General features: G+C 67.6%; 25 protein-coding genes. 13 read left to right on the forward strand and 12 right to left on the reverse strand.

Annotated elements, in window-relative coordinates:
• Positions 1-138 precede the first annotated feature (138 nt).
• Together sigB and KXD98_RS10670 are read right to left on the reverse strand one after the other, a co-directional pair.
• Positions 139-1098, reverse strand: a complete 960-nt coding sequence (gene sigB, locus KXD98_RS10665) for a sigma-70 family RNA polymerase sigma factor SigB (protein WP_260764181.1) — start codon at positions 1096-1098, stop codon at positions 139-141.
• Between the two features lie 147 nt (positions 1099-1245).
• Positions 1246-1647, reverse strand: coding sequence for a DUF3099 domain-containing protein (locus KXD98_RS10670; protein WP_260764183.1), 402 nt, complete (start codon positions 1645-1647; stop codon positions 1246-1248).
• A 106-nt stretch (positions 1648-1753) separates the two neighbouring features.
• Between KXD98_RS10670 and KXD98_RS10675 the strand changes: the two genes are divergently transcribed.
• The gene (locus KXD98_RS10675) at positions 1754-1990 is read left to right on the forward strand and encodes a DUF3039 domain-containing protein (protein WP_260764185.1); all 237 of its coding nucleotides are present in this window, start codon (positions 1754-1756) and stop codon (positions 1988-1990) included.
• Here the strand turns inward: KXD98_RS10675 and KXD98_RS10680 are convergent.
• Entirely contained in the window at positions 1980-2972 is a 993-nt protein-coding gene (locus KXD98_RS10680) for a YihY/virulence factor BrkB family protein (RefSeq protein WP_260764187.1), read from the reverse strand. The genes KXD98_RS10675 and KXD98_RS10680 overlap by 11 nt on opposite strands.
• Positions 2973-2999: 27 nt before the next feature.
• Positions 3000-3191 carry a hypothetical protein gene (locus tag KXD98_RS10685; RefSeq protein ID WP_260764189.1) on the reverse strand — a complete coding sequence of 64 codons (192 nt, stop codon included), beginning with the start codon at positions 3189-3191 and terminating at the stop codon, positions 3000-3002.
• A gap of 133 nt (positions 3192-3324) precedes the next feature.
• On the opposite strand from KXD98_RS10685, the gene KXD98_RS10690 reads away from it, so the two are divergent.
• From KXD98_RS10690 to KXD98_RS10700, 3 genes are all read left to right on the forward strand, one after another.
• A complete protein-coding gene (locus tag KXD98_RS10690; RefSeq protein WP_260764191.1) occupies positions 3325-3699 on the forward strand; it encodes a DUF952 domain-containing protein in 375 nt (124 codons plus the stop codon).
• Positions 3700-3747: 48 nt separating this feature from the next.
• Positions 3748-4530, forward strand: a complete 783-nt coding sequence (locus KXD98_RS10695; protein ID WP_260764193.1) for a hypothetical protein — start codon at positions 3748-3750, stop codon at positions 4528-4530.
• A 122-nt stretch (positions 4531-4652) separates the two neighbouring features.
• Positions 4653-6317 carry a hypothetical protein gene (locus KXD98_RS10700; RefSeq protein ID WP_260765512.1) on the forward strand — a complete coding sequence of 555 codons (1665 nt, stop codon included), beginning with the start codon at positions 4653-4655 and terminating at the stop codon, positions 6315-6317.
• Between the two features lie 69 nt (positions 6318-6386).
• Here KXD98_RS10700 and KXD98_RS10705 read toward each other — a convergent pair whose 3' ends face one another.
• Positions 6387-7859 (reverse strand): RNA polymerase sigma factor, encoded by a 1473-nt coding sequence (locus KXD98_RS10705; protein WP_260764196.1) that lies wholly within the window; start codon positions 7857-7859, stop codon positions 6387-6389.
• A 221-nt stretch (positions 7860-8080) separates the two neighbouring features.
• Positions 8081-8857 (reverse strand): polyphosphate--glucose phosphotransferase, encoded by a 777-nt coding sequence (ppgK, locus tag KXD98_RS10710; protein WP_260764198.1) that lies wholly within the window; start codon positions 8855-8857, stop codon positions 8081-8083.
• A gap of 101 nt (positions 8858-8958) precedes the next feature.
• Between ppgK and KXD98_RS10715 the strand changes: the two genes are divergently transcribed.
• A complete protein-coding gene (locus KXD98_RS10715) occupies positions 8959-9819 on the forward strand; it encodes an inositol monophosphatase family protein (protein ID WP_260764201.1) in 861 nt (286 codons plus the stop codon).
• Between the two features lie 9 nt (positions 9820-9828).
• Here KXD98_RS10715 and cei read toward each other — a convergent pair whose 3' ends face one another.
• Positions 9829-10482 carry an envelope integrity protein Cei gene (gene cei, locus KXD98_RS10720; RefSeq protein ID WP_260764203.1) on the reverse strand — a complete coding sequence of 218 codons (654 nt, stop codon included), beginning with the start codon at positions 10480-10482 and terminating at the stop codon, positions 9829-9831.
• 187 nt (positions 10483-10669) lie between these two features.
• Here cei and KXD98_RS10725 point away from each other — a divergent pair, with 187 nt between their 5' ends.
• On the forward strand, positions 10670-10972 hold the full coding sequence (locus KXD98_RS10725) for a DUF4193 domain-containing protein (protein ID WP_043408120.1): 303 nt from the start codon (positions 10670-10672) through the stop codon (positions 10970-10972).
• Positions 10973-10983: 11 nt separating this feature from the next.
• Here KXD98_RS10725 and KXD98_RS10730 read toward each other — a convergent pair whose 3' ends face one another.
• Positions 10984-11460: a DUF3093 domain-containing protein gene (locus tag KXD98_RS10730; RefSeq protein WP_260764222.1), complete on the reverse strand. Its 477-nt coding sequence runs from the start codon at positions 11458-11460 to the stop codon at positions 10984-10986.
• Between the two features lie 25 nt (positions 11461-11485).
• Between KXD98_RS10730 and dut the strand changes: the two genes are divergently transcribed.
• Positions 11486-11950 (forward strand): dUTP diphosphatase, encoded by a 465-nt coding sequence (dut, locus tag KXD98_RS10735; RefSeq protein ID WP_260764235.1) that lies wholly within the window; start codon positions 11486-11488, stop codon positions 11948-11950.
• 15 nt (positions 11951-11965) lie between these two features.
• Positions 11966-12718 (forward strand): DUF3710 domain-containing protein, encoded by a 753-nt coding sequence (locus KXD98_RS10740; RefSeq protein ID WP_260764237.1) that lies wholly within the window; start codon positions 11966-11968, stop codon positions 12716-12718.
• Between the two features lie 2 nt (positions 12719-12720).
• On the opposite strand, the gene KXD98_RS10745 is transcribed toward KXD98_RS10740, so the two are convergent.
• Positions 12721-13437, reverse strand: a complete 717-nt coding sequence (locus KXD98_RS10745; protein ID WP_260764240.1) for an alpha/beta fold hydrolase — start codon at positions 13435-13437, stop codon at positions 12721-12723.
• A gap of 137 nt (positions 13438-13574) precedes the next feature.
• On the opposite strand from KXD98_RS10745, the gene KXD98_RS10750 reads away from it, so the two are divergent.
• The gene (locus KXD98_RS10750; RefSeq protein ID WP_260764242.1) at positions 13575-13946 is read left to right on the forward strand and encodes an OB-fold nucleic acid binding domain-containing protein; all 372 of its coding nucleotides are present in this window, start codon (positions 13575-13577) and stop codon (positions 13944-13946) included.
• Positions 13943-14632, forward strand: coding sequence for a DUF3159 domain-containing protein (locus KXD98_RS10755; protein ID WP_260764244.1), 690 nt, complete (start codon positions 13943-13945; stop codon positions 14630-14632). Before KXD98_RS10750 ends, KXD98_RS10755 begins: the two co-directional genes overlap by 4 nt.
• Positions 14633-14636: 4 nt before the next feature.
• On the opposite strand, the gene KXD98_RS10760 is transcribed toward KXD98_RS10755, so the two are convergent.
• Positions 14637-15302, reverse strand: coding sequence for a TrkA family potassium uptake protein (locus KXD98_RS10760; protein ID WP_260764246.1), 666 nt, complete (start codon positions 15300-15302; stop codon positions 14637-14639).
• A gap of 6 nt (positions 15303-15308) precedes the next feature.
• On the reverse strand, positions 15309-15980 hold the full coding sequence (locus tag KXD98_RS10765; RefSeq protein WP_260764248.1) for a TrkA family potassium uptake protein: 672 nt from the start codon (positions 15978-15980) through the stop codon (positions 15309-15311).
• A gap of 116 nt (positions 15981-16096) precedes the next feature.
• Between KXD98_RS10765 and KXD98_RS10770 the strand changes: the two genes are divergently transcribed.
• Genes KXD98_RS10770 through KXD98_RS10780 form a run of 3 tightly spaced genes read left to right on the forward strand, consistent with a single transcriptional unit; the run spans position 16097 to position 19928 of the window.
• A complete protein-coding gene (locus KXD98_RS10770) occupies positions 16097-18091 on the forward strand; it encodes an APC family permease (RefSeq protein WP_260764250.1) in 1995 nt (664 codons plus the stop codon).
• Entirely contained in the window at positions 18088-19305 is a 1218-nt protein-coding gene (locus tag KXD98_RS10775) for a class I SAM-dependent RNA methyltransferase (RefSeq protein WP_260764252.1), read from the forward strand. The genes KXD98_RS10770 and KXD98_RS10775 overlap by 4 nt, the downstream gene beginning before the upstream one ends.
• A complete protein-coding gene (locus tag KXD98_RS10780) occupies positions 19302-19928 on the forward strand; it encodes a hypothetical protein (RefSeq protein WP_260764254.1) in 627 nt (208 codons plus the stop codon). The genes KXD98_RS10775 and KXD98_RS10780 overlap by 4 nt, the downstream gene beginning before the upstream one ends.
• On the opposite strand, the gene KXD98_RS10785 is transcribed toward KXD98_RS10780, so the two are convergent.
• A complete protein-coding gene (locus KXD98_RS10785; RefSeq protein ID WP_260764256.1) occupies positions 19862-21112 on the reverse strand; it encodes a polysaccharide pyruvyl transferase family protein in 1251 nt (416 codons plus the stop codon). The two genes, KXD98_RS10780 and KXD98_RS10785, sit on opposite strands and share 67 nt — an antisense overlap.
• Positions 21113-21128: the final 16 nt, after the last annotated feature.

Below are 21128 nucleotides of genomic sequence, written 5' to 3' on the forward strand. Positions count from 1 at the left end.
CCCTCCGTCTCCGGCGAGTCTACCGTTTCGTGGGCCTGAACTGCGTGCTCCGTGTCGCGACGCGTGCCACACCGCTGACAGGACGAGGGGTCCACCGGCTCGGTGGACCCCTCGTGAGCTCTGTTGTCAGCTGGGTTGTCAGCTGGCGTAGGACCGCAGCCGGTCAGCGCGCTCACCGTTGCGCAGCTTTCCCATGACCTCACGCTCGATCTGCCGTACGCGCTCGCGCGAGAGCCCGAACAACTTGCCGATCTGGTCGAGGGTCCGCGGTTGTCCGTCGTCCAGGCCGAACCGCAACCGGATCACCTGCTGCTCGCGCTCGTCGAGCGTGGCCAGCACGTAGCGGATGTCGGTATGCAGCAACTCCGAAATCACCGCGTTCTCCGCCGACATGGCCTCGGCGTCCTCGATGAAATCGCCCAGCGGGGCTTCTTCATCACTGCCGACCGGCATGTCCAGGCTCACCGGGTCGCGGCTGTGCTCAAGCAGATCGTTGATCTTCTCCACCGGGATGCCTGATTCCTCGGCCAGTTCCTCGTCGGTGGCCTCGCGGCCCAGGTTCTGGTGCATCTCGCGTTTGATGCGTGCCAGCTTGTTGACCTGTTCGACCAGATGGACCGGAAGCCGGATGGTGCGGCTCTGATCGGCCATGCCGCGGGTGATGGCCTGACGGATCCACCAGGTGGCGTAGGTGGAGAACTTGAATCCCTTGGCGTAGTCGAACTTCTCCATGGCCCTGATCAGGCCGAGGTTGCCCTCCTGGATGAGGTCGAGCAGCGGCATGCCTCGACCGGTGTAGCGCTTGGCCAGCGACACCACCAGGCGCAGGTTGGCTTCCAGTAGGTGCCGACGCGCGGCCTCGCCGTCGCGGACGATGGCGGCCAGGTCGCGTTTGCGGTTCTCACCCAAACGCTTCCGCGTGTCGAGCAGGTGTCGGGCATACAGCCCCGCCTCGATCCGCTTGGCCAATTCGACCTCGTCGGCGGCCGTGAGCAACGCGGTCTTGCCGATTCCGTTCAGGTACACCCGCACCAGGTCTGCGGCTGGGCTCTGAGCGTCCAGGTCTTGGTCAACGCGGCTGGTGGTGGCATTTGCCATGACGGCCTCCTGATCGGGTGGAACATTCGTGAGCTATAACGCCCCAGACGCGCATTGAGTTCCCGCGTTCAGTGGCATTCACACGTTCTGATCTGCGGTTTTTCCGCCCCGACCTGAGAATGTGCTGAGAATGGGCAGCGATCCTGCTCAGCTCGGACGGTCGTCGCGAAATTCCTTCGCGCCTGATTGCGGCGCATCGACCGTGGGGCTGGCGTAGATCGCGGGTTGCTCGGCGGTGGGAAACAGCGGGATGCGCCGTGCGGACTCGTAGCGGCGGGGTTCCTCAGCGGTGCGTGGGGGCCGGTCGTTGGCGATCAGGACGGCCATCCACGGCAACGGGAGCGCGACCACGATGATCGCCAGCGAGATCAACCCGTTGTGCCAGATGGCGTAGGCGGCCGCGGCCAGGATCAGAGAGGGGATGCGAAAAGACATCAGCATCAGGTACTTCCGTACCCGCTGGCGGTGCTGCTCTTCGTAGGCGGGTGCCGCCCGGGTGATGAGTACCGGGCGTCCGTCGTCGTCGAAGTTCAGTTCGCGTTCGCGCACGCGTGACGCTGACCGGGTCGCGATGTCATACCTCCACTGTTGCACATATGCGGTCGTGCGAACCCTTCCGATTTCTTACCGATCGGTGGCCGGGCACAATGGGCCCATGGAAACCCAGACGATCGAGCGCACCGACACCGACGAACGCGTCGACGACGGGACCGACAGTGACACTCCCAAGTTCTTCCACTACGTCAAGAAGGACAAGATCGCCGAGAGTGCGGTGATGGGGACTCACGTCGTGGCACTGTGCGGCGAAGTGTTTCCGGTGACTCGCTCGGCCAAGCCCGGTTCGCCGGTGTGCCCGGACTGCAAGCGGATCTTCGAGCAGCTCAAGAAGTAGTTCGATCGGGTGGCGCCTCGGCGCCACCGGCCCGGCCGTCGGGCGCGGTCGCCGACGTGCTGCGGCGCTCCAGCCAGGTCCGCAGCTGGCTGGTGTGGGTGTCCGGGGCCGGCCATTCCTCCTGGATCGCAGCGTTGAGTTCGGCGCCGAACATGATCGCGAAACCGAGGAAAAAGGCGAACAGCAGGAACGCGATCGGTGTGGCCAATGCACCGTAGGTGTAGCCGGTGCTGGTGATCCAGGTCAGATAGAACCGCAGCCCCCAGGTGGCGATCAGAAAGACGACGGTGGCCAGCACCGAGCCCGCGAGCAGCCGATGAGACGGCAGCGGTTTGGGCAGGGAGACCCGGTAGAGCAGGTTCACCGCGATCAGCAGACCGAAAAAAAGCACAGGGTAGTAACCGAGGTGCAGCGCCCGGTCCCAGCTGTCCGGCAGGAACTCGGCGATCTTGCGCGGTCCCAGCGCCAGGAACGGAGCGGTGATGATCGCACCCACCAGCATCACGACGTAGAGGCCCAGCGCGAAGAAGCGTTGCCGGACCGGGTGGCGCAATGCGGTCTGGTCGTGGGCCTCGGTGATCGAGTCGACGAAGGCCGAGATCGCCGATGAGCCCGCCCACAACGAGATGACGAACCCGATAGAGACCACCTCACCGCGCGCACCCTGCACGATGTCGCGCACGGTCGGCTCGATGATCTCGACCACCACGCTGGGGGAGAAGAAGCGGTCGGACAGATTGATCAGCTGGTTTTCGATCGCCGGCAACGTGTCCGGTCCGAACAGTGGCGCGATGTAGGCCAGGCTGCCGAGCATCCCGAGTAGCAACGGCGGCAATGACAATGCGCACCAGAATGCAGCCTGAGCCGACTCCGAAAAGATGGAATCGTCCCAGCTTTTCGAGAGCGTGCGCACCGACAGGCGCCGAAAATGATGAGGCGACGGGGACGGCCGCTTGGCCGGTCCTGCTGACTGGTCACCCATGACCAGACCAGCATGGCTGATTTGTGGCTATGCCTCCACCGGGCTCACCTCGAGTACGGCGGCCATCGCGATCAGCTTGGCTTCGTGCTCGTTGGCGTGGTGCTGGCAGAACAGCAGCTCCGCACCCGACGGCAGCTTGGCGCGCACCCGGGCAGCGGCGCCGCAACGATCGCAGCGATCAGCCTTGGTCAATCGGGGACTGGTGAGCGTTGCGGTCATGGCACCTCCATAGGGTGTAGCGACGTATCTCTTACTCTGTCAGACGCTTGGGGTTCTGGCCTTGTTCCCCGGGGGTTTACAGGTGTGTCGTGTTTCACCAACAGCCGAATTGCGACAGTCAAGGGGTGGCGGTATGGATCCAGGCGCCCACGCCGAGGTGCTGGTCCATCTCTGTACAGCCGGGGACTGGGCCCGTGCGCGCGCACAGGGTGCCTATCAACCGGAATCGTTGGCCGAGGTGGGTTTCGTGCATCTCTCGACGCCCGGGCAGGTCCATCTGCCCGCCAATCGGCTCTACGCCGGCCGCACGGACCTGACCCTGCTGCACATAGATCCGGCACGGCTCACCTCTCCTGTGCGGTGGGAACCGGGGGCGCCCACTGACCCTGCAGGAATGGTGTTCCCGCATTTGTACGGAGAACTGCCGCTGGCCGCTGTGATTCACATCACTGCCTATCGGCCCGGTCCGGACGGGCTGTTCCCGCCACGACCGCTGCGCCCCGGGTGACGTAGGGCACCGTCAGGCCCGCTGCGTGACTTAATACACTCCCCAACCATGGGCATACTCGCTGGTTTTGCGCCGTGGATCATCTACTGGGTTCTGGTAGGCAACGTGCCGTTCGGTACGGCCGTACTGATCGCGCTCGCCGCGGCGGTCGCGGTTCTGGTGGTCGCACAAGTTCGGCACTCGCCTGGGCGCACCCTCGAAATCGGTGCAGTGGCAACGTTTCTTCTGCTGTCGATCCTGACGTTCGTGGGCAGTCAGTCGTTCCTCGAGCGGTGGTTGCAACCGCTGAGCAGTGCCGGGATCTTCTTGGCGGCTCTGGTCGGCGCACTGGTCGGCAAGCCGTTCATCCGTGAGTTCGCGGCCAGTGGGCAGCCCAAGGAGATCGTCGAAAGCGAGGTATTCGCCAAAATCACCGCGGTCCTGACGTGGATCTGGATCGCTGCCTTCGCGGGCATGACGGTCTCATCGGCCATTCCGCCGATCCTCCAGGGCGACGCCACCCTCCTCGACACCCGCACGCCGACGTCGTTCGTTTTCTACTGGGTGGTGCCGTTCACGCTGCTCGGAATCGCCGCACTGCTGAGCCGCGTGCTGCCCGACCGCATGGTGCCCCCGGCCGAGGAGATCGTGCGCAAGACGACGTTCGTGGCTTTTGCCGAGGCTGAGATCGACCAATTGATCTACCTGGCCACCGAGCACGCCAACCGCGAGGCGGGCGCCGGCAAGGAGGCCTACGACGTCCGGATCGGTAGCAAGGGCGTGCCCCTGGTCGGCGATGAGACTCGGGAATCCTGGCCCTCGACCTACAAGGTGCGCGAGCGCAAGCGCTGACCTGCCGGCGGCTCCGCGCCGGCTCGCCAATTCGCTGATCCGGGCACGTCATTTACGGTCCAGACAATTTGCCATGTTAGATTCCAGCAAGCGATGGTGCTCAGTGGAGGGGATGACCGCACATGACGCTTGGGCCGTACACGGGGTGGGCAAACTACAGGCGGGCAACCAGGCAATGGCTTCTGGCCGGCACCGGTGGCGCGACGGTGATCGGTGTGGGGTTGCTGTTCGGAATGGATGCGGCCCCGACCGAGGTTGCCGCACTCGACATTGCACTGGCGTCGACAGAATCTGCACTGGAGCCTGAATCTACTGCTCAGAGGGGTTTCTGGTGGTGGGAATCGACGAGTTCTCGCAGTAGCGGCGGCAAGGAAGCTCCCAGCGGGCTCACCTATGCGGCCCTGGGTCTGCGTCCGATGGTGGGCCCCGGTGGCTGGCTGATCGGCGACGGACTCGATGCTGCGCAGGACTGTCAGGGCGCCGCCTGCAAAGGCGGTAATGGCGGTCTGCTGTTCGGCAACGGCGGAAACGGTGCGCGGGGTGGCAACGGTGGCAACGGGGGATTGTTTGGCGGTAACGGCGGCCACGGGGGCGACGGCTATTACCCGGGACAAAACGGCGGCAATGGGGGCAGCGTCGGGCTGTTCGCGACGACCGGTGACGGCGGCGACGGCGGGCACGGCGCAGACGGAACGGTCGGGATCGCCGGCGGCAACGGCGGCGCCGGCGGGGCTGCCGGTCGGCTGCACGGCAACGGCGGCAACGGCGGCAACGGCGGGGCAGGTGGAGCGGGCTTCGACGGGGTGAATTTTCCCGGCCGCGGACAAGCTGCCACCGGCAATCCGAACTACCTCGGCGTGACCGGCCTGCCGTACAGCAATCGGGTCACCGACGACATCTTGCGCGGACGCGATGGCGGACGCGGGGCCGACGGTCGCTCCGGTACCGACCAGGCCGGCGGCAAAGGTGGTCAAGGTCAGGGCACGACCTCACTGTTCAGCCCGCGCCACACATGGACCATCGGCGGGGCCGGCGGCGCCGGTGGCAACGGCGCGGGTTACGGCGCGGGCGGTGACGGCGGGAACGCCGGACTGGCCCAGGACACCAGCCCGGGCGCCGGAGTGTTCGGCAACGAAGGTGGCGCCGGCGGCACCGGAGGTATCGGGGCGCGCGGCGGTCATGGCGGTGCCGGTGGTGACGTAAAGATCGGTCAGGGCCTCGGTTTCGGTGGAGTCGGGGGCGATGGCGGCGACGGCGGTGTCGGAGCGGCGGGCTTGACCGGAACCCCGGGAGGCAACGGGGGAGCAGGAGGGCGCAGCGGTCAACTCACCGGCGACGGCGGTAACGGTGGTGTCGGGGGCGCCGGCGGCACTGGCGGCAACGGTGCTGCGGGTGGTGACGGCGGCAACGGCGGTCGAGGCGGCAGTGATGTCTCCGGTCCGAACGCGGGACCGGTGGAAGCCGGGGCCGGCGGTAACGGCGGACGTGGCGGCACCGGCGGTGCCGGCGGCGACGGGGGCGCCGGCGGCACTGGTGGCCGCGGCGGTTCGGGAAGCGAACAGGGCAAATCCGGCGTAGCCGGCGATGACGGTGCCATCGGCGGCGGCGGGCGCGGTGGCGTCGGCGGCCGCGGCGGCGACGGTGGCCCGTCCGGTGACGGTGCCCTGGGTTCGTCCGGGCTGTCGGGCGCCAAGGGCAGCGGACCGACCGGAAGCCGCGGCGGCAGTGGCGGCGAGGGCGGATCGGGCGGCAGTGGCAACGGAGCCCGATCGGCCAACACGAGGTGATCCGTCGGCAGTGAGCCGCCGTAAGGGTCAGCCTGTGGGAACGACCTCGGTCACGCAGCCACGCGACACCTAGTCCAGGTAGTCCCGCAACACCTGTGAGCGGCTCGGATGGCGCAGCTTGCTCATGGTCTTCGATTCGATCTGGCGGATGCGTTCACGCGTGACGCCGTAGACCTGCCCGATCTCGTCGAGAGTGCGCGGCTGGCCGTCGGTAAGACCGAACCGCAGCCGCACCACACCGGCCTCGCGCTCGGACAGGGTTTCCAGCACCGACTGCAGCTGATCTTGCAGCAGCGTGAAGGACACCGCGTCGACAGCCACCACAGCTTCGCTGTCCTCGATGAAGTCGCCGAGCTGGCTGTCGCCCTCGTCGCCGATGGTCTGATCCAGCGAGATGGGCTCGCGCGCATACTGCTGGATCTCCAGCACCTTCTCCGGAGTGATGTCCATCTCCTTGGCGAGCTCCTCGGGCGTGGGCTCGCGACCCAGGTCCTGCAGCAGCTCACGCTGGATGCGTCCCAGCTTGTTGATGACCTCCACCATGTGCACCGGGATACGGATGGTGCGGGCCTGGTCGGCCATCGCACGGGTGATGGCCTGGCGGATCCACCAGGTCGCGTAGGTAGAGAACTTGTAACCCTTGGTGTAGTCGAACTTCTCGACGGCGCGGATCAAGCCCAGGTTGCCCTCTTGGATGAGGTCCAGGAATGCCATGCCGCGGCCGGTGTAGCGCTTGGCCAGCGACACCACCAGCCGCAGGTTGGCTTCGAGCAGGTGGTTTTTGGCGCGGTCGCCGTCGCGGCAGATCCACATCATGTCGCGGCGCTGCGCGGCGGGTAGCTTCTCGCCCTTCTCGGCGTGCTCGGCCATCAACTGGGTGGCGTACAGGCCGGCCTCGATGCGCTTGGCGAGCTCGACCTCCTCCTCGGCGTTGAGCAGGGCGACCTTGCCGATCTGCTTGAGGTAGGCGCGGACCGAATCGGCTGACGCGGTGAGCTCGGCATCCTTGCGGGCCTGTCGCAGGGCTTCGGATTCTTCTTCGTCCCAGACGAAATCGCCCGACGCCTTGTCCTTGTCGGAGGGTTCGTCGATATCGTCGTCGGCATCGTCGGCCTTGGCTGCCGCATCGCCCTTGGCAGTAGCGGCGCCGGCCTCGGCCGGTTCTTCGTCGGCGGTGGCGCCATCAACGCCGTCAGCGGCGTCTTCGACGTCGATGTCAGCCAGATCGATGTCGGCCTCCTCGACGTCGAGTTCCTCGCCTGGCTCGACTTCGAGGTCCTCGGCTGCTCCACCGGCGAGGTCGTCGTCAGCGACCTCGGGACTGGCGGCGGTGGCCTTCTTCGCGCGGCTTCGGGGCGCCGGTGCGTCGGCAGACTTGGCTGCACGTGATTTGGCGGCCTTGGCCGGTGCGCTCTTGGCGGCCTTCTTGGCCGGAGCCGAGCCGTTGGCTGTCTTGGCCGCGGCAGCCTTCTTCGCTGGTGTCTTGGTGGCGGTGCGCTTCACCGGCTCCTCGGTTGCCGGGCTTGCCTTTGTCGCTGCCACGTACACCCTCTCGGTCGTGCGGTCTCGGCGCGCAGTCGTGCGCCACCGAAATTGGGTCGGCTATGTCGATGTCGGCGTGATCTCAAAGTCGGGATGCTCCGCCGCGGTGTGGGCTGGGCGGTCGCCAGTGACCATTGTAACGACAGTGCGGGGCCCTCCGTGCCCGGCGGGGAAATCGACGCGCCGCCTCGCACCCGTCACCGGACAGAATTCCTGGGTTACTACGCAGTAGCGGTGACATCTATCTCGGCGGCCATCGCGGCGCCGACGATGCCCGCGCTGTTGAGCAGCGCCGCGGGAACCACCGGCGTACGGTTCTGCAGCAGCGGGATCCATTTGTCGGCCTTGCGGCTGATGCCGCCGCCGGCGATGAACAGATCCGGCCAGATCGCGTTCTCGATGGCCACCAGCACTTTGGTGACTTCCTTGGTCCAGCGCTCGTAAGACCAGCCTTTGGCTTCCTTGACCGAGCTGGCGGCCCGGTGCTCGGCTTCCTTTCCGCCCACCTCGAGGTGGCCGAACTCGGTGTTGGGCAGCAGGGCACCGTTGTGGATCACCGCCGAGCCGATTCCGGTGCCGAATGTCAGTAGCACGATGACGCCGGTGTGGCCGCGGCCGGCGCCGTACCTCTCCTCGGCCAGCCCGGCGGCGTCGGCGTCGTTGAGCACCGTCACGCGGTGGCCGGGCAGTGCATCGCCGATTACCTGTGCAGCGTTGCGACCGATCCATGTCGGGTCGACGTTGGCCGCGGTGCGCACGATCCCGTCGGCCACCACACCGGGATAGGTCACACCTAGCGGTCCGTCCCAGCCGAAGTGCGCGACCACCTCTGCGATGGTGATGGCCACCGCCTCGGGGGTGGCCGGCTGCGGCGTCAACAGCTTGAAGCGGTCACCGATCAGTGATCCGGTGTCGAGGTCGACGATCCCGCCCTTGACCCCGCTGCCACCGACGTCGATCCCGAACCCGTGGCGCGGTGCCGGCCCTGTGGCGCCCATGCAAGCTCCTCTGCAGATATCCGAGTGCTCGTCACCCTATCGGCTCGGCACCGCAGACGGCGGCCGTCGCAGCACCGGCGCCGGTGTGCTGCGATGGTGTCATGACCCCTGCACAGTCCGATCCGCAGCTGCTTCGCGATGTGGCCGAGCAGTTGGCCACCGAGGCAGCCGAATTCGTGGTGCTTTGCCGCCAGGAGGTCTTCGGTGACAGTGCGGGGTCGGGATCCTCGGACGGCGACGCGGCGGTACGGACGAAGAGCACCCCCACCGATCCGGTGACCATCGTCGACACCGAGACCGAACGGCTGTTGCGCACCCGCATCGGCGAGCTACGGCCCGGTGAGCGCATCCTCGGCGAGGAGGAGGGTGGGCCGGGCGGCTCCGGCGACGGCGAGCTCACCTGGGTGCTGGACCCGATCGATGGGACGGTCAACTTCCTGTACGGCATCCCGGCCTTCGCGGTGTCGGTCGGAGTCCAGCGCCACGGGGTTTCGGTCGCCGGTGCGGTCGCCGATGTGGCCGGCGCAGCGCTCTACTCAGCCGCTCGGGGATGTGGCGCCCACGTTCGCCGAGGCGGGGTGAGCCAAGCGTTGTCGTGCAGCGGGTCCGATGATCTGTCGACCGCCTTGATCGGCACCGGCTTCTCATATGAGCGGTCGCGCCGCCAGGGTCAGGGAGAGGTCGTCGCGCGGCTGCTGCCGCAGGTGCGAGATCTGCGCAGGATCGGCTCGTGCGCACTGGATCTGTGCATGGTGGCCGCAGGACGGCTGGACGGCTACTACGAGGATGGCGTGCAACTCTGGGATTGGGCGGCCGGCGCATTGATTGCCGCGGAGGCCGGTGCGCACGTACGGCTGCCGACTCGCCGCAGCGGTGTGGGCATGGTGGTCGCCGCGGGCCCGGGAATCAGCGCCGCGTTCGACGACCTGCTGCTGCGATGTGGCGCTACCGAGGCCCCCTGATCGAGGACTTCAGCACGAGCCGGTGTGGATCCTGCTGAGTAGCGACGGATCGGCGGGCTGGGTGGCATCGGGTACCAGGCTGGCCAGCACGGCGTCGATGTCGTCACTGCGAGTCAGCTCGTCGAAGTCGGTGCCGATCGCCAGATCGACGGAGTCGTCGCTGCGTTGGTCCTGGTAGAGCTCGGTGCACGGAGCCACCAGCCAGACCGCGGCCGCGGCGGCCTGCCCGGACGGCCCGAATCGGATCTGGCCCTGGCATTGCAGTCGCGTGGTGGCGTAGACGGTGTCGTTACTGGCCTCCGGGTCGGCGAACCCGAGGTCGCGCAGCGCTCCGGCGACTTCGGCAGCTTGGCCACCCTGGCCGCTGGCGTTGAGCACCCGAATCCTGGTGTCGGCCAGCTTGGCGGGCATCACCTCGGTCATCGCGGCCCGTGATACCGGCTCCAGCACGGGCATGGCGGCGTTCGGGTCGGACGGGGCCGGCGGTGGATTGCAGGCCGCCGCTTCGTGCACGTCGGCCGGCCGGGACAGCGCGATCACCCACACCAGCAGGGTGATGACCGCCAAGGCTGCGAACATCACCGCACCGGGCACCAGGTTGCGGCGACGAAACGGCCGCCCGTGTTTGTCGAACGCCGTTCCGCCGGTGATTTGCGCGACCACGCTGAGCACTCTAGAGGTCGCGGCTCAGCGCCCCGACCGGCGTGAACGTTCGTACCCGGGAAATTGTGATGTATCTCACATTAGTCTAGGTGGTATTCCGGGCACGAATCGTTTGGGGAATGCGTTCGACGCTGGTACAAAGCAACGCTGCAACGAGCTTCACGTGAGCTTCCAAGAGGGGACGAGGATGGCTACTGATTACGACGCCCCAAGGCGCACCGAGACCGACGACGTTTCCGAGGACTCACTCGAGGAACTGAAGGCGCGGCGCAACGAAGCTCAGTCGGCTGTCGTTGACGTCGACGAGTCTGAAACCGCTGAATCTTTCGAGCTGCCCGGCGCCGATCTCTCCGGCGAAGAACTGTCGGTACGGGTGATTCCCAAACAGGCCGACGAGTTCACCTGTTCGAGCTGTTTCCTGGTCCACCACCGCAGCCGACTGGCCAGTGAGAAGAACGGCATGATGATCTGCTCGGACTGCGCGGCCTGACCGCCGCGCCGCTACTTCTGCAACGCGGCCAGCACTTTGTCCGGATGCTTGGTGCTGACCAGCCAATACGGGGTTGGGTCATCCGGGTCGTCGAGTACCACCAGGACCATCGGGCCCACCCATGCGCGGTGGACGACGTAGGCTGCGGGGTCCAGTTGTCGCCCCAGCGCAGCGGATTTGGCCGTCTTCGGCACTTCGGCGGTACGCGCCATCACGTCGGTCGGCAGGTGCGCTCCGCCGACCCACAGCTGCGTCTGTCCGGCGGATTCCACGACGCGCACCTCAAGGCGGCCCAGCCAGGTCAGGATGACGCCGGCAACCACCAGCAGCGTGGCGAACGGCACCCAGTCCGGCAACCCGGGCAGGCCCCGTTGGAACACCACAGCGATCACCGCGGCCACGCCCATCGCCGGCGGCCACCACCACCAGGGAACCCACAGCCGCTCCCGGTAGCGAACCATTTGCGTCGTGGCGCGCGTGTCGGACACCCGGCCAAGAGTAGTCTTTGACGTCGTGTCCACCTCTCTGGCGGTAGTGCGACTGGATCGCGGGTTGCCGCTGCCCAGCCGCGCACACGACGGCGATGCCGGGGTCGATCTCTTCAGCGCCGAGGACGTCGAGCTTGCCCCCGGCGCGCGGGCGCTGGTCTCGACCGGGATCGCGGTGGCAATTCCGGTCGGCATGGTCGGGCTGGTCCATCCGCGTTCTGGATTGGCTGCGCGGGTGGGTCTTTCGATCGTGAACAGTCCGGGCACCATCGACGCTGGCTATCGCGGCGAGGTCAAGGTGTCGTTGATCAACCTGGACCCGGCCACGCCGATCGCGATCCGGCGCGGGGATCGCATCGCCCAACTGCTGGTGCAGCGCGTGGAACTGCCCGAGTTGGTCGAGGTGACATCGTTCGACGAGGCGGGTTTGACCGCAACCGCTCGCGGCGAGGGTGGCCACGGGTCATCGGGGGGACACGCGAGCTTGTGAGGAGCGAGGACTGATATGGCATTGAGACGACACCGCAAGGACGAGGACGACAGCGCGCCGGCGCAGCACGGCGAGGTCGACGAAGAGCTCGAGGGCCCGTTCGACATCGACGACTTCGATGATCCGGCAGTGGCCGAGGTGGCCCGGCTGGATCTAGGGTCGGTGCTGATCCCGATGCCCGAAGGTGGTCAGGTCCAGGTCGAGATCAACGAAACCGGCGTGCCGAGCGCGATCTGGGTGGTCACGCCGAACGGACGGTTCACCATCGCGGCGTACGCGGCACCCAAGTCGGCCGGCCTGTGGCGCGAGGTGGCTGCCGAGCTGGCTGAGTCGTTGCGCAAGGACGTGTCGCGGGTCAGCATCGAGGACGGCCCATGGGGGCGCGAAGTCGTCGGAACCGCGGGCGAGGGCGCGGCGGTCGTGCGCTTCATCGGGGTCGACGGTTACCGCTGGATGGTCCGCTGCGTGGTCAACGGTCCGGCCGACCGCATCAACGCACTGTGTGAGCAGGCACGAAACGCACTGGCCGATACCGTGGTCCGCCGCGGTGACACCCCGTTGCCGGTGCGCACTCCGCTGGCCGTGCAGTTGCCCGAGCCGATGGCCGCCCAGCTGGCCGCGGCCCAGGAGCAGGCCGCCGCGCAGCAGGCGCAGGCCTCGGGTCAGCCCGTTCCGCCGCCAGAGCAGCAACAGTCACCACAGCCGGCGGCGCGCCAGGGCGCGATGGGATCGGCGATGCAGCAGCTGCGCACCAGCATGGGCGGCTGAGGCTAGCCCGAATCCGACGCGTCGGTATCGGCCAACGCCGCCAGGCACTGCCTGCCCAGCACGGCCGGATCGGCGCCGATCTGATCCAGCGTGACGGTGCGAAGTGCCGCGCGTGGCGCCGCGGCGGCCCATTCGACCCCCACCTTGAGCGGGTGAACGGCGTCGTCGACGGCAGACACCACCGCCAACGGCGCCCGGAGTCGCCTCAGGTCGGTGAGGCAGGGCGCGGTGTAACCGGCCGCCTCGTCCATCGCCGCGGGCAGCGCCGGCCACTGCGCGGCCCAGGAGCGGGTGAGCTCGTCGGCCAGCCAGCGCGGACTGGATGCTCGCATCTGTGCCGTGGTTGCCGTGAGTCCGTCGCGCCGCAGCGCTCGGGCCGAATAGCGGGCCGCCTGCGCGGCCGCAGCGGTGGTGGGTTCGCCCGACCAGGCCGGCAGCGCTGCCAGCACCGCCACCGTCTGCTCAGGGTGTGCAAGCGCCCAGGCCAGCGCGACCGCGCCGCCGATGGACACCCCGCCGACGGCGATCGGACCCCTGTGTGCCGCCCCCGCCAGCGCGTCGCGGTACCCAGCGATGAGCCGGTCGGGTTGCGGTGGCGGCGTCACCACCACCGCGCCGATGCCCCGCAGTGGTGCCGAAAAAGCCCGAGCGACGAATTCCTCGTCGGATCCGGTTCCGGGCAGCAGGACGATGGTGACGCCGCGGAGGTCGACCGACATGCCTGTCGATGGTGCCCGGTCGGCTGAACCGCGGTGTGTCGACCCCCTCGTAGTTAGCATCTGGCTACCAAGAGGTCTACCGTGGCGGTCGTCGGGGTAATCCCCCACAAAGGATTGACAGAAGGTCAGGAGAAGCCATGGCCACGGCCGAGGGTTACCTGCGACGGCTCACCCGCCGGTTGACCGAGGACCCGGAACAACTCGACGTCGAGGAGTTGTCCGAAGATGTCGCCAATACCGGCGCGCACAAGGCGATCGACTGCCAGCGCGGCCAGGAAGTGACGATGATCGGCACCCTGCGCAGCGTGGAGTGCAACGGCAAGAGCTGCGCGGGCGGAGTGAAAGCCGAACTATTCGACGGCACCGACTCGGTCATGCTGGTCTGGCTGGGCCAGCGGCGCATCCCGGGTATCGAATCGGGAAGGACGCTGAAGGTGCACGGTCGGGTGGGCAAACTCGACAACGGCGCCAAGGCGATCTACAACCCGCACTACGAGATCCAGAAGTGAGCGAACCGGACACTGAGTCGGGCACGCAGAGCTCACCGTCGCGAGGCGCGGCGGTTCTCGAGCAGATGGGCGGCATCAGCGGCCTGATCTACTCGTCGTTGCCCGTTGTCGTGTTCGTGCCGGTCTCCTCGGCGTTCGGCCTGATGCCGGCGATTTTCGCTGCGCTGAGCGTGGCCACCGTGATCCTGATCTGGCGGCTGGCCCGGCGGGAGTCGGCGCAGCCGGCCATCTCCGGTTTCTTCGCCGTCGGGATCAGCGCGCTCATCGCCTACCTGGTGGGTGCGTCCAAGGGCTATTTTCTGCTCGGGATCTGGACGTCGCTGTTCTGGGCGGTTGTGTTCGCCGTCTCGGTGATGATCCGCCGCCCTGTCGTGGGCTACATCTGGGGCTGGGTCAGTTCTGCCGATCGCGACTGGCGTGACGTGGGCGCCGCGGTGCGGGCGTTCGATCTGGCGACGTTGGTGTGGGTGTTGGTGTTCGCATCTCGGTTCGTGGTGCAGCGCCACCTCTACGATGCCGACCAGACGGGATGGCTGGGTGTGGCCCGCATCGGGATGGGTTGGCCGCTGACCGCGGTGGCGGCACTGGTGACCTATCTGGCCATTCGATCGGCGCAGCGCGCGGTCCGAAACCATCGGGCCCACGCCGACGACCCCGCCGGCGAAGTGGTCAGGGAGCAGGACTGAGCTTTCAGCGGCCGGGTGGGCGCCGCAGTTGCTCGCGCAACTGATTCTCGACCTCAGCCACCGCCACGAACAGCAGCTCATCTCCGCCTTCGAGCGGTTCGTCAGCCTCGGGAACGATGACGCGTGCGCCGCGCAGGATGGTGACCAGCGCTGCGTCGCGAGGCAGGTCCAGCCGTTTGACCGGCTTGCCGCCCCACGGGGTGTCGTCGGGCAGGGTGATTTCGACCAGGTTGGCCTGTCCCTTGCGGAACTCCATGAGCCGCACCAGATCACCGACCGAGACCGCTTCCTCGACCAGCGAGGCGAGCATCCGCGGGGTCGAGACCGCGACATCGACACCCCAGGCTTCGTCGAAAAGCCACTCATTGCGGGGATCGTTGACCCTGGCGACCACGCGCGGCACCGCGAACTCGGTCTTGGACAGCAGGCTGAGCACGACGTTGGCCTTGTCGTCGCCGGTGGCCGCGATCACCACGTCGAACTCCTCGAGCTTGACCGACTCCAGCAGACTGAGCTCGCACGCATCACCCAGGCGCCAGTGTGCGGCGGGAATGGCGGTGACGTCGATGTGTTCGGGGTTGCGCTCCAACAACGTGACATCGTGCCCGTCGACGAGCTCGCGGGCGATGGACCGTCCGACGGCTCCTGCTCCGGCGATGGCGACCTTCACTGACCCTCAGCCCTCCGAGTCCTCGTTGGGCGGCAGAGCAGCGATGGCCAGCGCCTCGGCGATGTGCCCGGAGACGGCAGCCATGTACACCTGGTCGCCGGATTGCACGACGGTCTTGGCGTCGGGCAGCAGTCCCGCACCGAATCGGATCAAGAACGCCACCCGGCCCGACGTCGCGGCCTCCAGATCGGTGATGCGCCTGCCCATCCACCCTTCGTGCAGCGCCAGCTCGGTCACTCCGACGTTGCCGCTGGGGTCGCGCCATTTGGTGGTCTCAGTCTCGCGGAGCAGCACGTTGAGCAGCCGGTCGGTGGTCCACGGCACGGTGGCCACGGTGGGGATGCCCAGGCGCTCGTAGACCGCGGCGCGTTTGGCGTCGTAGATGCGCGCCACCACGCGCTGCACGCCGAACGTCTCGCGCGCCACCCGAGCGGAGATGATGTTCGAGTTGTCGCCCGAGGACACGGCCGCAAAGGCAGCGGCGTGTTCGATGCCGGCGCGCACCAGGACGTCGCGGTCGAAGCCCATGCCCAGCACCCGTTCTCCGGGGAACTCGGGGGAGAGCCGGTGGAAGGCCGTACTGTCGCGATCGATCACCGCGACGTCATGGCCGATCCTGGTCAGGCTGTCTGCCAGGGACGCGCCGACGCGGCCACATCCCATCACCACTACGCGCACCCGTCGTGTCCTTCCGGCCGCGCCGGTCCGGCGCTGGCGAACTGCTGATACCTGTGCTCGGATGAACGCTACAGCTTTGCGGCGTTACCGGGCGGGCAGGCTTACCCTTGGCACTCGTGTCCAAGCTTTCGACCGTTGCGCGTCGGCTCGTCCTCGGCAGGCCATTCCGCAGCGACCGGCTGTCGCACACGTTGCTGCCCAAGCGCGTCGCCCTGCCGGTCTTCGCCTCCGATGCGCTGTCGTCGACGGCCTACGCCCCGGAGGAGATCTTCCTGGTGCTGTCGCTGGCCGGTCTGGCTGCGTACTCGATGGCTCCGTGGATCGGTCTGGCCGTCGCGGTGGTCATGCTGATCGTGATCGCGAGCTATCGGCAGAACGTGCACGCCTACCCGTCCGGGGGCGGCGACTACGAGGTCGTCAGTACCAACCTCGGTCCGACCGCCGGGCTGACCGTCGCCAGTGCGCTGCTGGTGGACTATGTGCTGACCGTCGCGGTGTCGATGTCCTCGGCGATGTCGAACATCGGCTCGGCCGTTCCGTTCATCAACGAGCACAAGGTGTTGTTCGCCGTCACAGCGATCCTGCTCCTGGCCGCAGTGAACATGCGCGGTGTCCGGGAATCCGGAACTGCCTTCGCGATCCCCACCTACGCCTTCATGGCCGGCATGGTGATCATGTTGGGCTGGGGCTTCTTTCAGATCTACGTGCTGGGCACACCGCTGCGTGCGGAGTCGGCCGGTTTCGAGATGCATGCCGAACACGGCGACGTGGTGGGTCTCGCCCTGATCTTCCTGGTGGCCCGGGCGTTTTCCTCCGGCAGCGCCGCGCTGACCGGTGTGGAGGCGATCAGCAACGGGGTGCCGGCATTTCGTAAGCCGAAGTCCCGTAACGCTGCCACCACACTGCTGCTGCTCGGCGTCATCGCGGTCACGGTGTTCATGGGAATCATTCTGTTGGCCAGGGCCGTCGGCGTGCAGATCGCCGAGCGCCCGCACGAACAACTCGTCGGTGCGCCGGCCGACTACCACCAGAAGACGCTCATCGCGCAGCTCGCCGACACCGTCTTCCATGGTTTTCCGCTCGGGCTGTACCTGATCGCCGGTGTCACGGCGCTGATCCTGGTGTTGGCAGCCAACACCGCGTTCAACGGCTTCCCGGTGCTCGGGTCGATCCTGGCCCAGGATCGCTTCCTGCCGCGTCAGCTCCACACCCGCGGTGACCGGTTGGCCTTCTCCAACGGCATCCTGTTTCTCGCCTTCGGGGCGATCGCGTTCGTCGTGGCGTTTCAGGCCGAGGTCACCGCGCTGATCCAGCTCTACATCGTCGGGGTGTTCGTGTCGTTCACGATGAGCCAGATCGGCATGGTCCGGCATTGGACCCGACTGCTGCGCACCGAAACCGACACCGAGATGCGGCGCCGGATGATGCGCTCCCGGGCCATCAACACCGTCGGACTGATCTGCACCGGGAGCGTCCTGGTCATCGTGATCGTGACGAAGTTCATGACCGGTGCATGGATCGCGATCCTGGCGATGGCCGCGTTGTTCGGGATCATGAAGCTGATCCACCGGCACTACGCCGCGGTCAGCCGCGAGCTCGAATTCCGCGCCGAGGAGGCCGAGGACATCGTGCTTCCCAGCCGCAACCACGCCGTGGTGTTGGTATCCAACGTCCACCTGCCCACGCTGCGGGCATTGGCTTATGCCCGTGCGACTCGTCCGGACACCCTCGAGGCCATCACCGTCAGCGTCGACGACGCCGAAACCCGAGAGCTGGTGCACAAGTGGGAGAACAGCGACATCAGTGTGCCGTTGAAGGTGATCGCGTCGCCCTACCGCGAAATCACCCGGCCGGTGCTCGATTACGTCAAGCGGCTCGGCAAGGATTCGCCACGCACCGTGGTCACTGTGTTCATCCCTGAGTACGTCGTCGGCCACTGGTGGGAACAGGTGCTGCACAATCAGAGCGCGTTACGGCTGAAGGGCCGACTGCTGTTCGAGCCCAACGTGATGGTGACCTCGGTGCCGTGGCAGCTGTCATCCTCGGAACGGCTGAAGAAGCTGGCTCCGCAGTCGGCCCCGGGTGACGCGCGCAGGGGGTTCCTGGATTGAGTGACGACACCGCGGCCGACGAACTGGTGGTGCACACCGGGGCTGCCGCCAACGGCGGCAGTTGTGTGGCCCGCCACGACGGGCGGGTGGTGTTCGTGCGATACGCGTTGCCGGGGGAGACCGTTCGTGTTCGGATCACCGATAAGCGATCCGCGTACTGGAACGCCGAGGTGGTCGAGGTGCTCGACGCGGCCCCCGGACGAGTCGACCCGATCTGCCCGATATCCGGTGCCGATCAGGCCGGATGCTGCGACCTTTCGTTCGTCGAACCGTCGGCCGCGCGCCGGATCAAGGGGTCTGTGGTCGCCAATCAACTTGTCCGCCTCGGCGATTACCACTGGCGAGACGAGGCTGATGCACGCGCTGAACCCGTCGGTGCGGGCGCTGCGACCGGGTGGCGCACCCGAGTGCGGCTGGCCACCTCGGCCGACGGTCGCGCGGGGTTCCACCGTTATCACAGCGCCGATCTGGTGCATCGCCTCGAGTGCGCGCAACTGCCCGCCGGCATGCTTGCCGGCCTCGGTGATACGCGTTGGCTACCCGGGGCGGCTGTGCATGTCGCCGTGGACGACGATGGGGTGCGCCACGTGGTGACCGCGGGCCGGCGCGGCGGTCGCAAGACCGCAGTGGTCGAAGGCGGATACGAAGCCGTGCAGCGGGTCGCCGGGCGCACCTGGCGGATCCCGGTCACCGCGTTCTGGCAGGCCCACCGCGACGCGCCCGATCTGTACTGCAGTCTGGTGGTCGAGTGGGCAGGGTTGGCGCCGGGGATGACGGCCTGGGACCTTTATGGCGGCGCGGGTATCTTCGCTGCGGGTCTGGCGCAGGCGGTGGGGGAAGGCGGGCAGGTGATCACCGTCGACACGTCGCGCGGCGCCTCTCGGTCAGCGCGCAGCGCGCTCGCCGATCTGGGCTGGGTCACCGTGGTCAACGATTCTGTGCGCCGGGCGCTGGGCGCGCAGAGTCGTCGCGCCGACGTCGCGGTGCTGGACCCGCCGCGCACCGGGGCGGGTCGCGACGTAATCGAGTTGCTGGCGGCTTCCGGTGTCCCCCGAGTCATCCATATCGGTTGTGAGGCAGCATCGTTCGCGCGCGACATTGGGCTGTACCGGGCGTCCGGCTACGAGGTCGAGTCGCTGCGGGTGTTCGACTCGTTTCCGCTCACCCACCATGTCGAGTGCATCGCTGCGCTGACCCGAACGCGGCGCCGATGACCGGGCTGGGCCCGCTGCGTCGGGGGTGGCTGGAGTTTGTCGGCCCGGAGGCCACCACGGCCGATACGGTCACCACGTTGACATGGGCCGGGCTCGGCGGTGTCGCGGCATGGCAGCGTGCCCGCAGCCGGCATCTGAGCTCGGTGCGGGCGGTGCTGCTGGTGATTACAGCAGTGGACCTCTGGGGTGGCGCCTGGGCGAACAACACGGTCGCGTGCGCGCGCTGGTACGAGCGGCCCGGCCAGACCGACACCGACCACGTGCGGTTCGCTCTCGCTCATGTCCAGCCCCTGGCGCTGGCTTGGATCGACGGCGCGTCGCGCCGGGGCTGGGGACACGCCCTGCTGCGGTACGGCTATCTGATCGGTGCCACGGTGCTGATTCGCCGATTCCGGTCCCGCCGCCGCGCATTGGGGTGGGCACTGACCGTCGGCGGGGTGGTGGTGGACGCCGCGCTGGAGCCGTTCCCCTCCGCGCGGTGGTTCGGCCCGGTGTTCTACCTCAAGTTGCTCGCTGGGCACGCCGCGGCGGCGCGCTGGTCCGACGAGAAGCTGAGCTATCCGGGACTGGCGGCGCGCAACGCCCGCACGACCCGCCGCAGCCCGCGCGGCCGCCGCGGATAGAGCTCGTCGGCCAGCGCACACTTTCGACGTGCCATCGCTTCGACGGTCTCCGAGGCGAATCCACCGGCACGCACCGGCGCATCGGGCAGGTCCCCGGAGCCGGTAACCAGCCAGCGTGAGCCGCACCGTGCCAGGGTGAGGTGTTTGAGCGGGTAGTAATCGGTGCGTCCGGCCAGCGCGATGCCGCTGGCCCCGCGCGCCGCGGCGAGCAGGTGGTGGTGGAAGCGGGTGGTGACCCAGGTCTGGCCGGGGCGCGCGGGTAGCCCGGCCCGCCACAGGTGGCTGAATGGTACGAACTCGATTCCTGGCAGCAGGTGGGCGATTCGGTCGAACACGACGCGGTCAGCGCCTGGGATTCCCTCGACGAAGGCCACATCGGCGCCGTCCAGCCGCCAGGTTTTGACCAGTTCGGACGCCACCTCGACCAGGCCGTCGATGCCGCGGCCACCCGCGAAGTCCTCCATCAAGTCGCTCTGCAGGCACAACACGACGTCACGGCGAACGGCCTCACTGGCTTGGTCGTAGACGTCGGGGTCGTTGACGCCGAGCCAGGCGTCGTCGCCGGTGTGCGACCGGCTCTCGCCAAGCTCGACGAGAGCGTCGTATGAGGAGTCGTCGCGAACGTCGAACTTGTCGAACCGTTGCGCGGCTTCGATCAGCAGCGCCTGTCGCTCCGGGCCGCCCACCGGGATCAGTCCTTGGCCGGTCGCGAAGAGCCGGGCGCCGGACCGTTCGGCGACGGCGGCCGCGGTCGCCACCAGCACCAGGTGATGTGGCCACACTGCGTTGATGTAGCCCCCGCCGACCAGATGCACCGAGTCGGCCCGGGTGAGCAGTTCGATGCCGGAGACCAGGGTGGGCATCCGGCCGGGATCGCTGACCACAGCGGACGCGACCGCGACGGCCTCGGAGATCGGCAGCTCCGCGGTCTGAAAGCAGATCCGCCACATCGTGTCGACGAAAGTGACGGTGGGGTGTGCGTCGGCCAGCAGCACTGCGGCCTGCCCTGGAGTGTGGCAGTCCACGATGACCTCGGCTCTCGGCCGGACCCGGGCCAGGTGGCGCAGCCACGCGCGCACGATGAACTCGTCGCCGTAGTTCGGGTGGCCACAGGGAGCGAGCAGGTAGATGATCTCGTGGTCGGCCGACGCGACATGCGCGTCGGCCCGGGACGTCGGCGTCACTACGCCCTTTCGGTCG

It is taken from the genome of Mycobacterium sp. SMC-4 (assembly GCF_025263265.1).
Taxonomy (GTDB): domain Bacteria; phylum Actinomycetota; class Actinomycetes; order Mycobacteriales; family Mycobacteriaceae; genus Mycobacterium.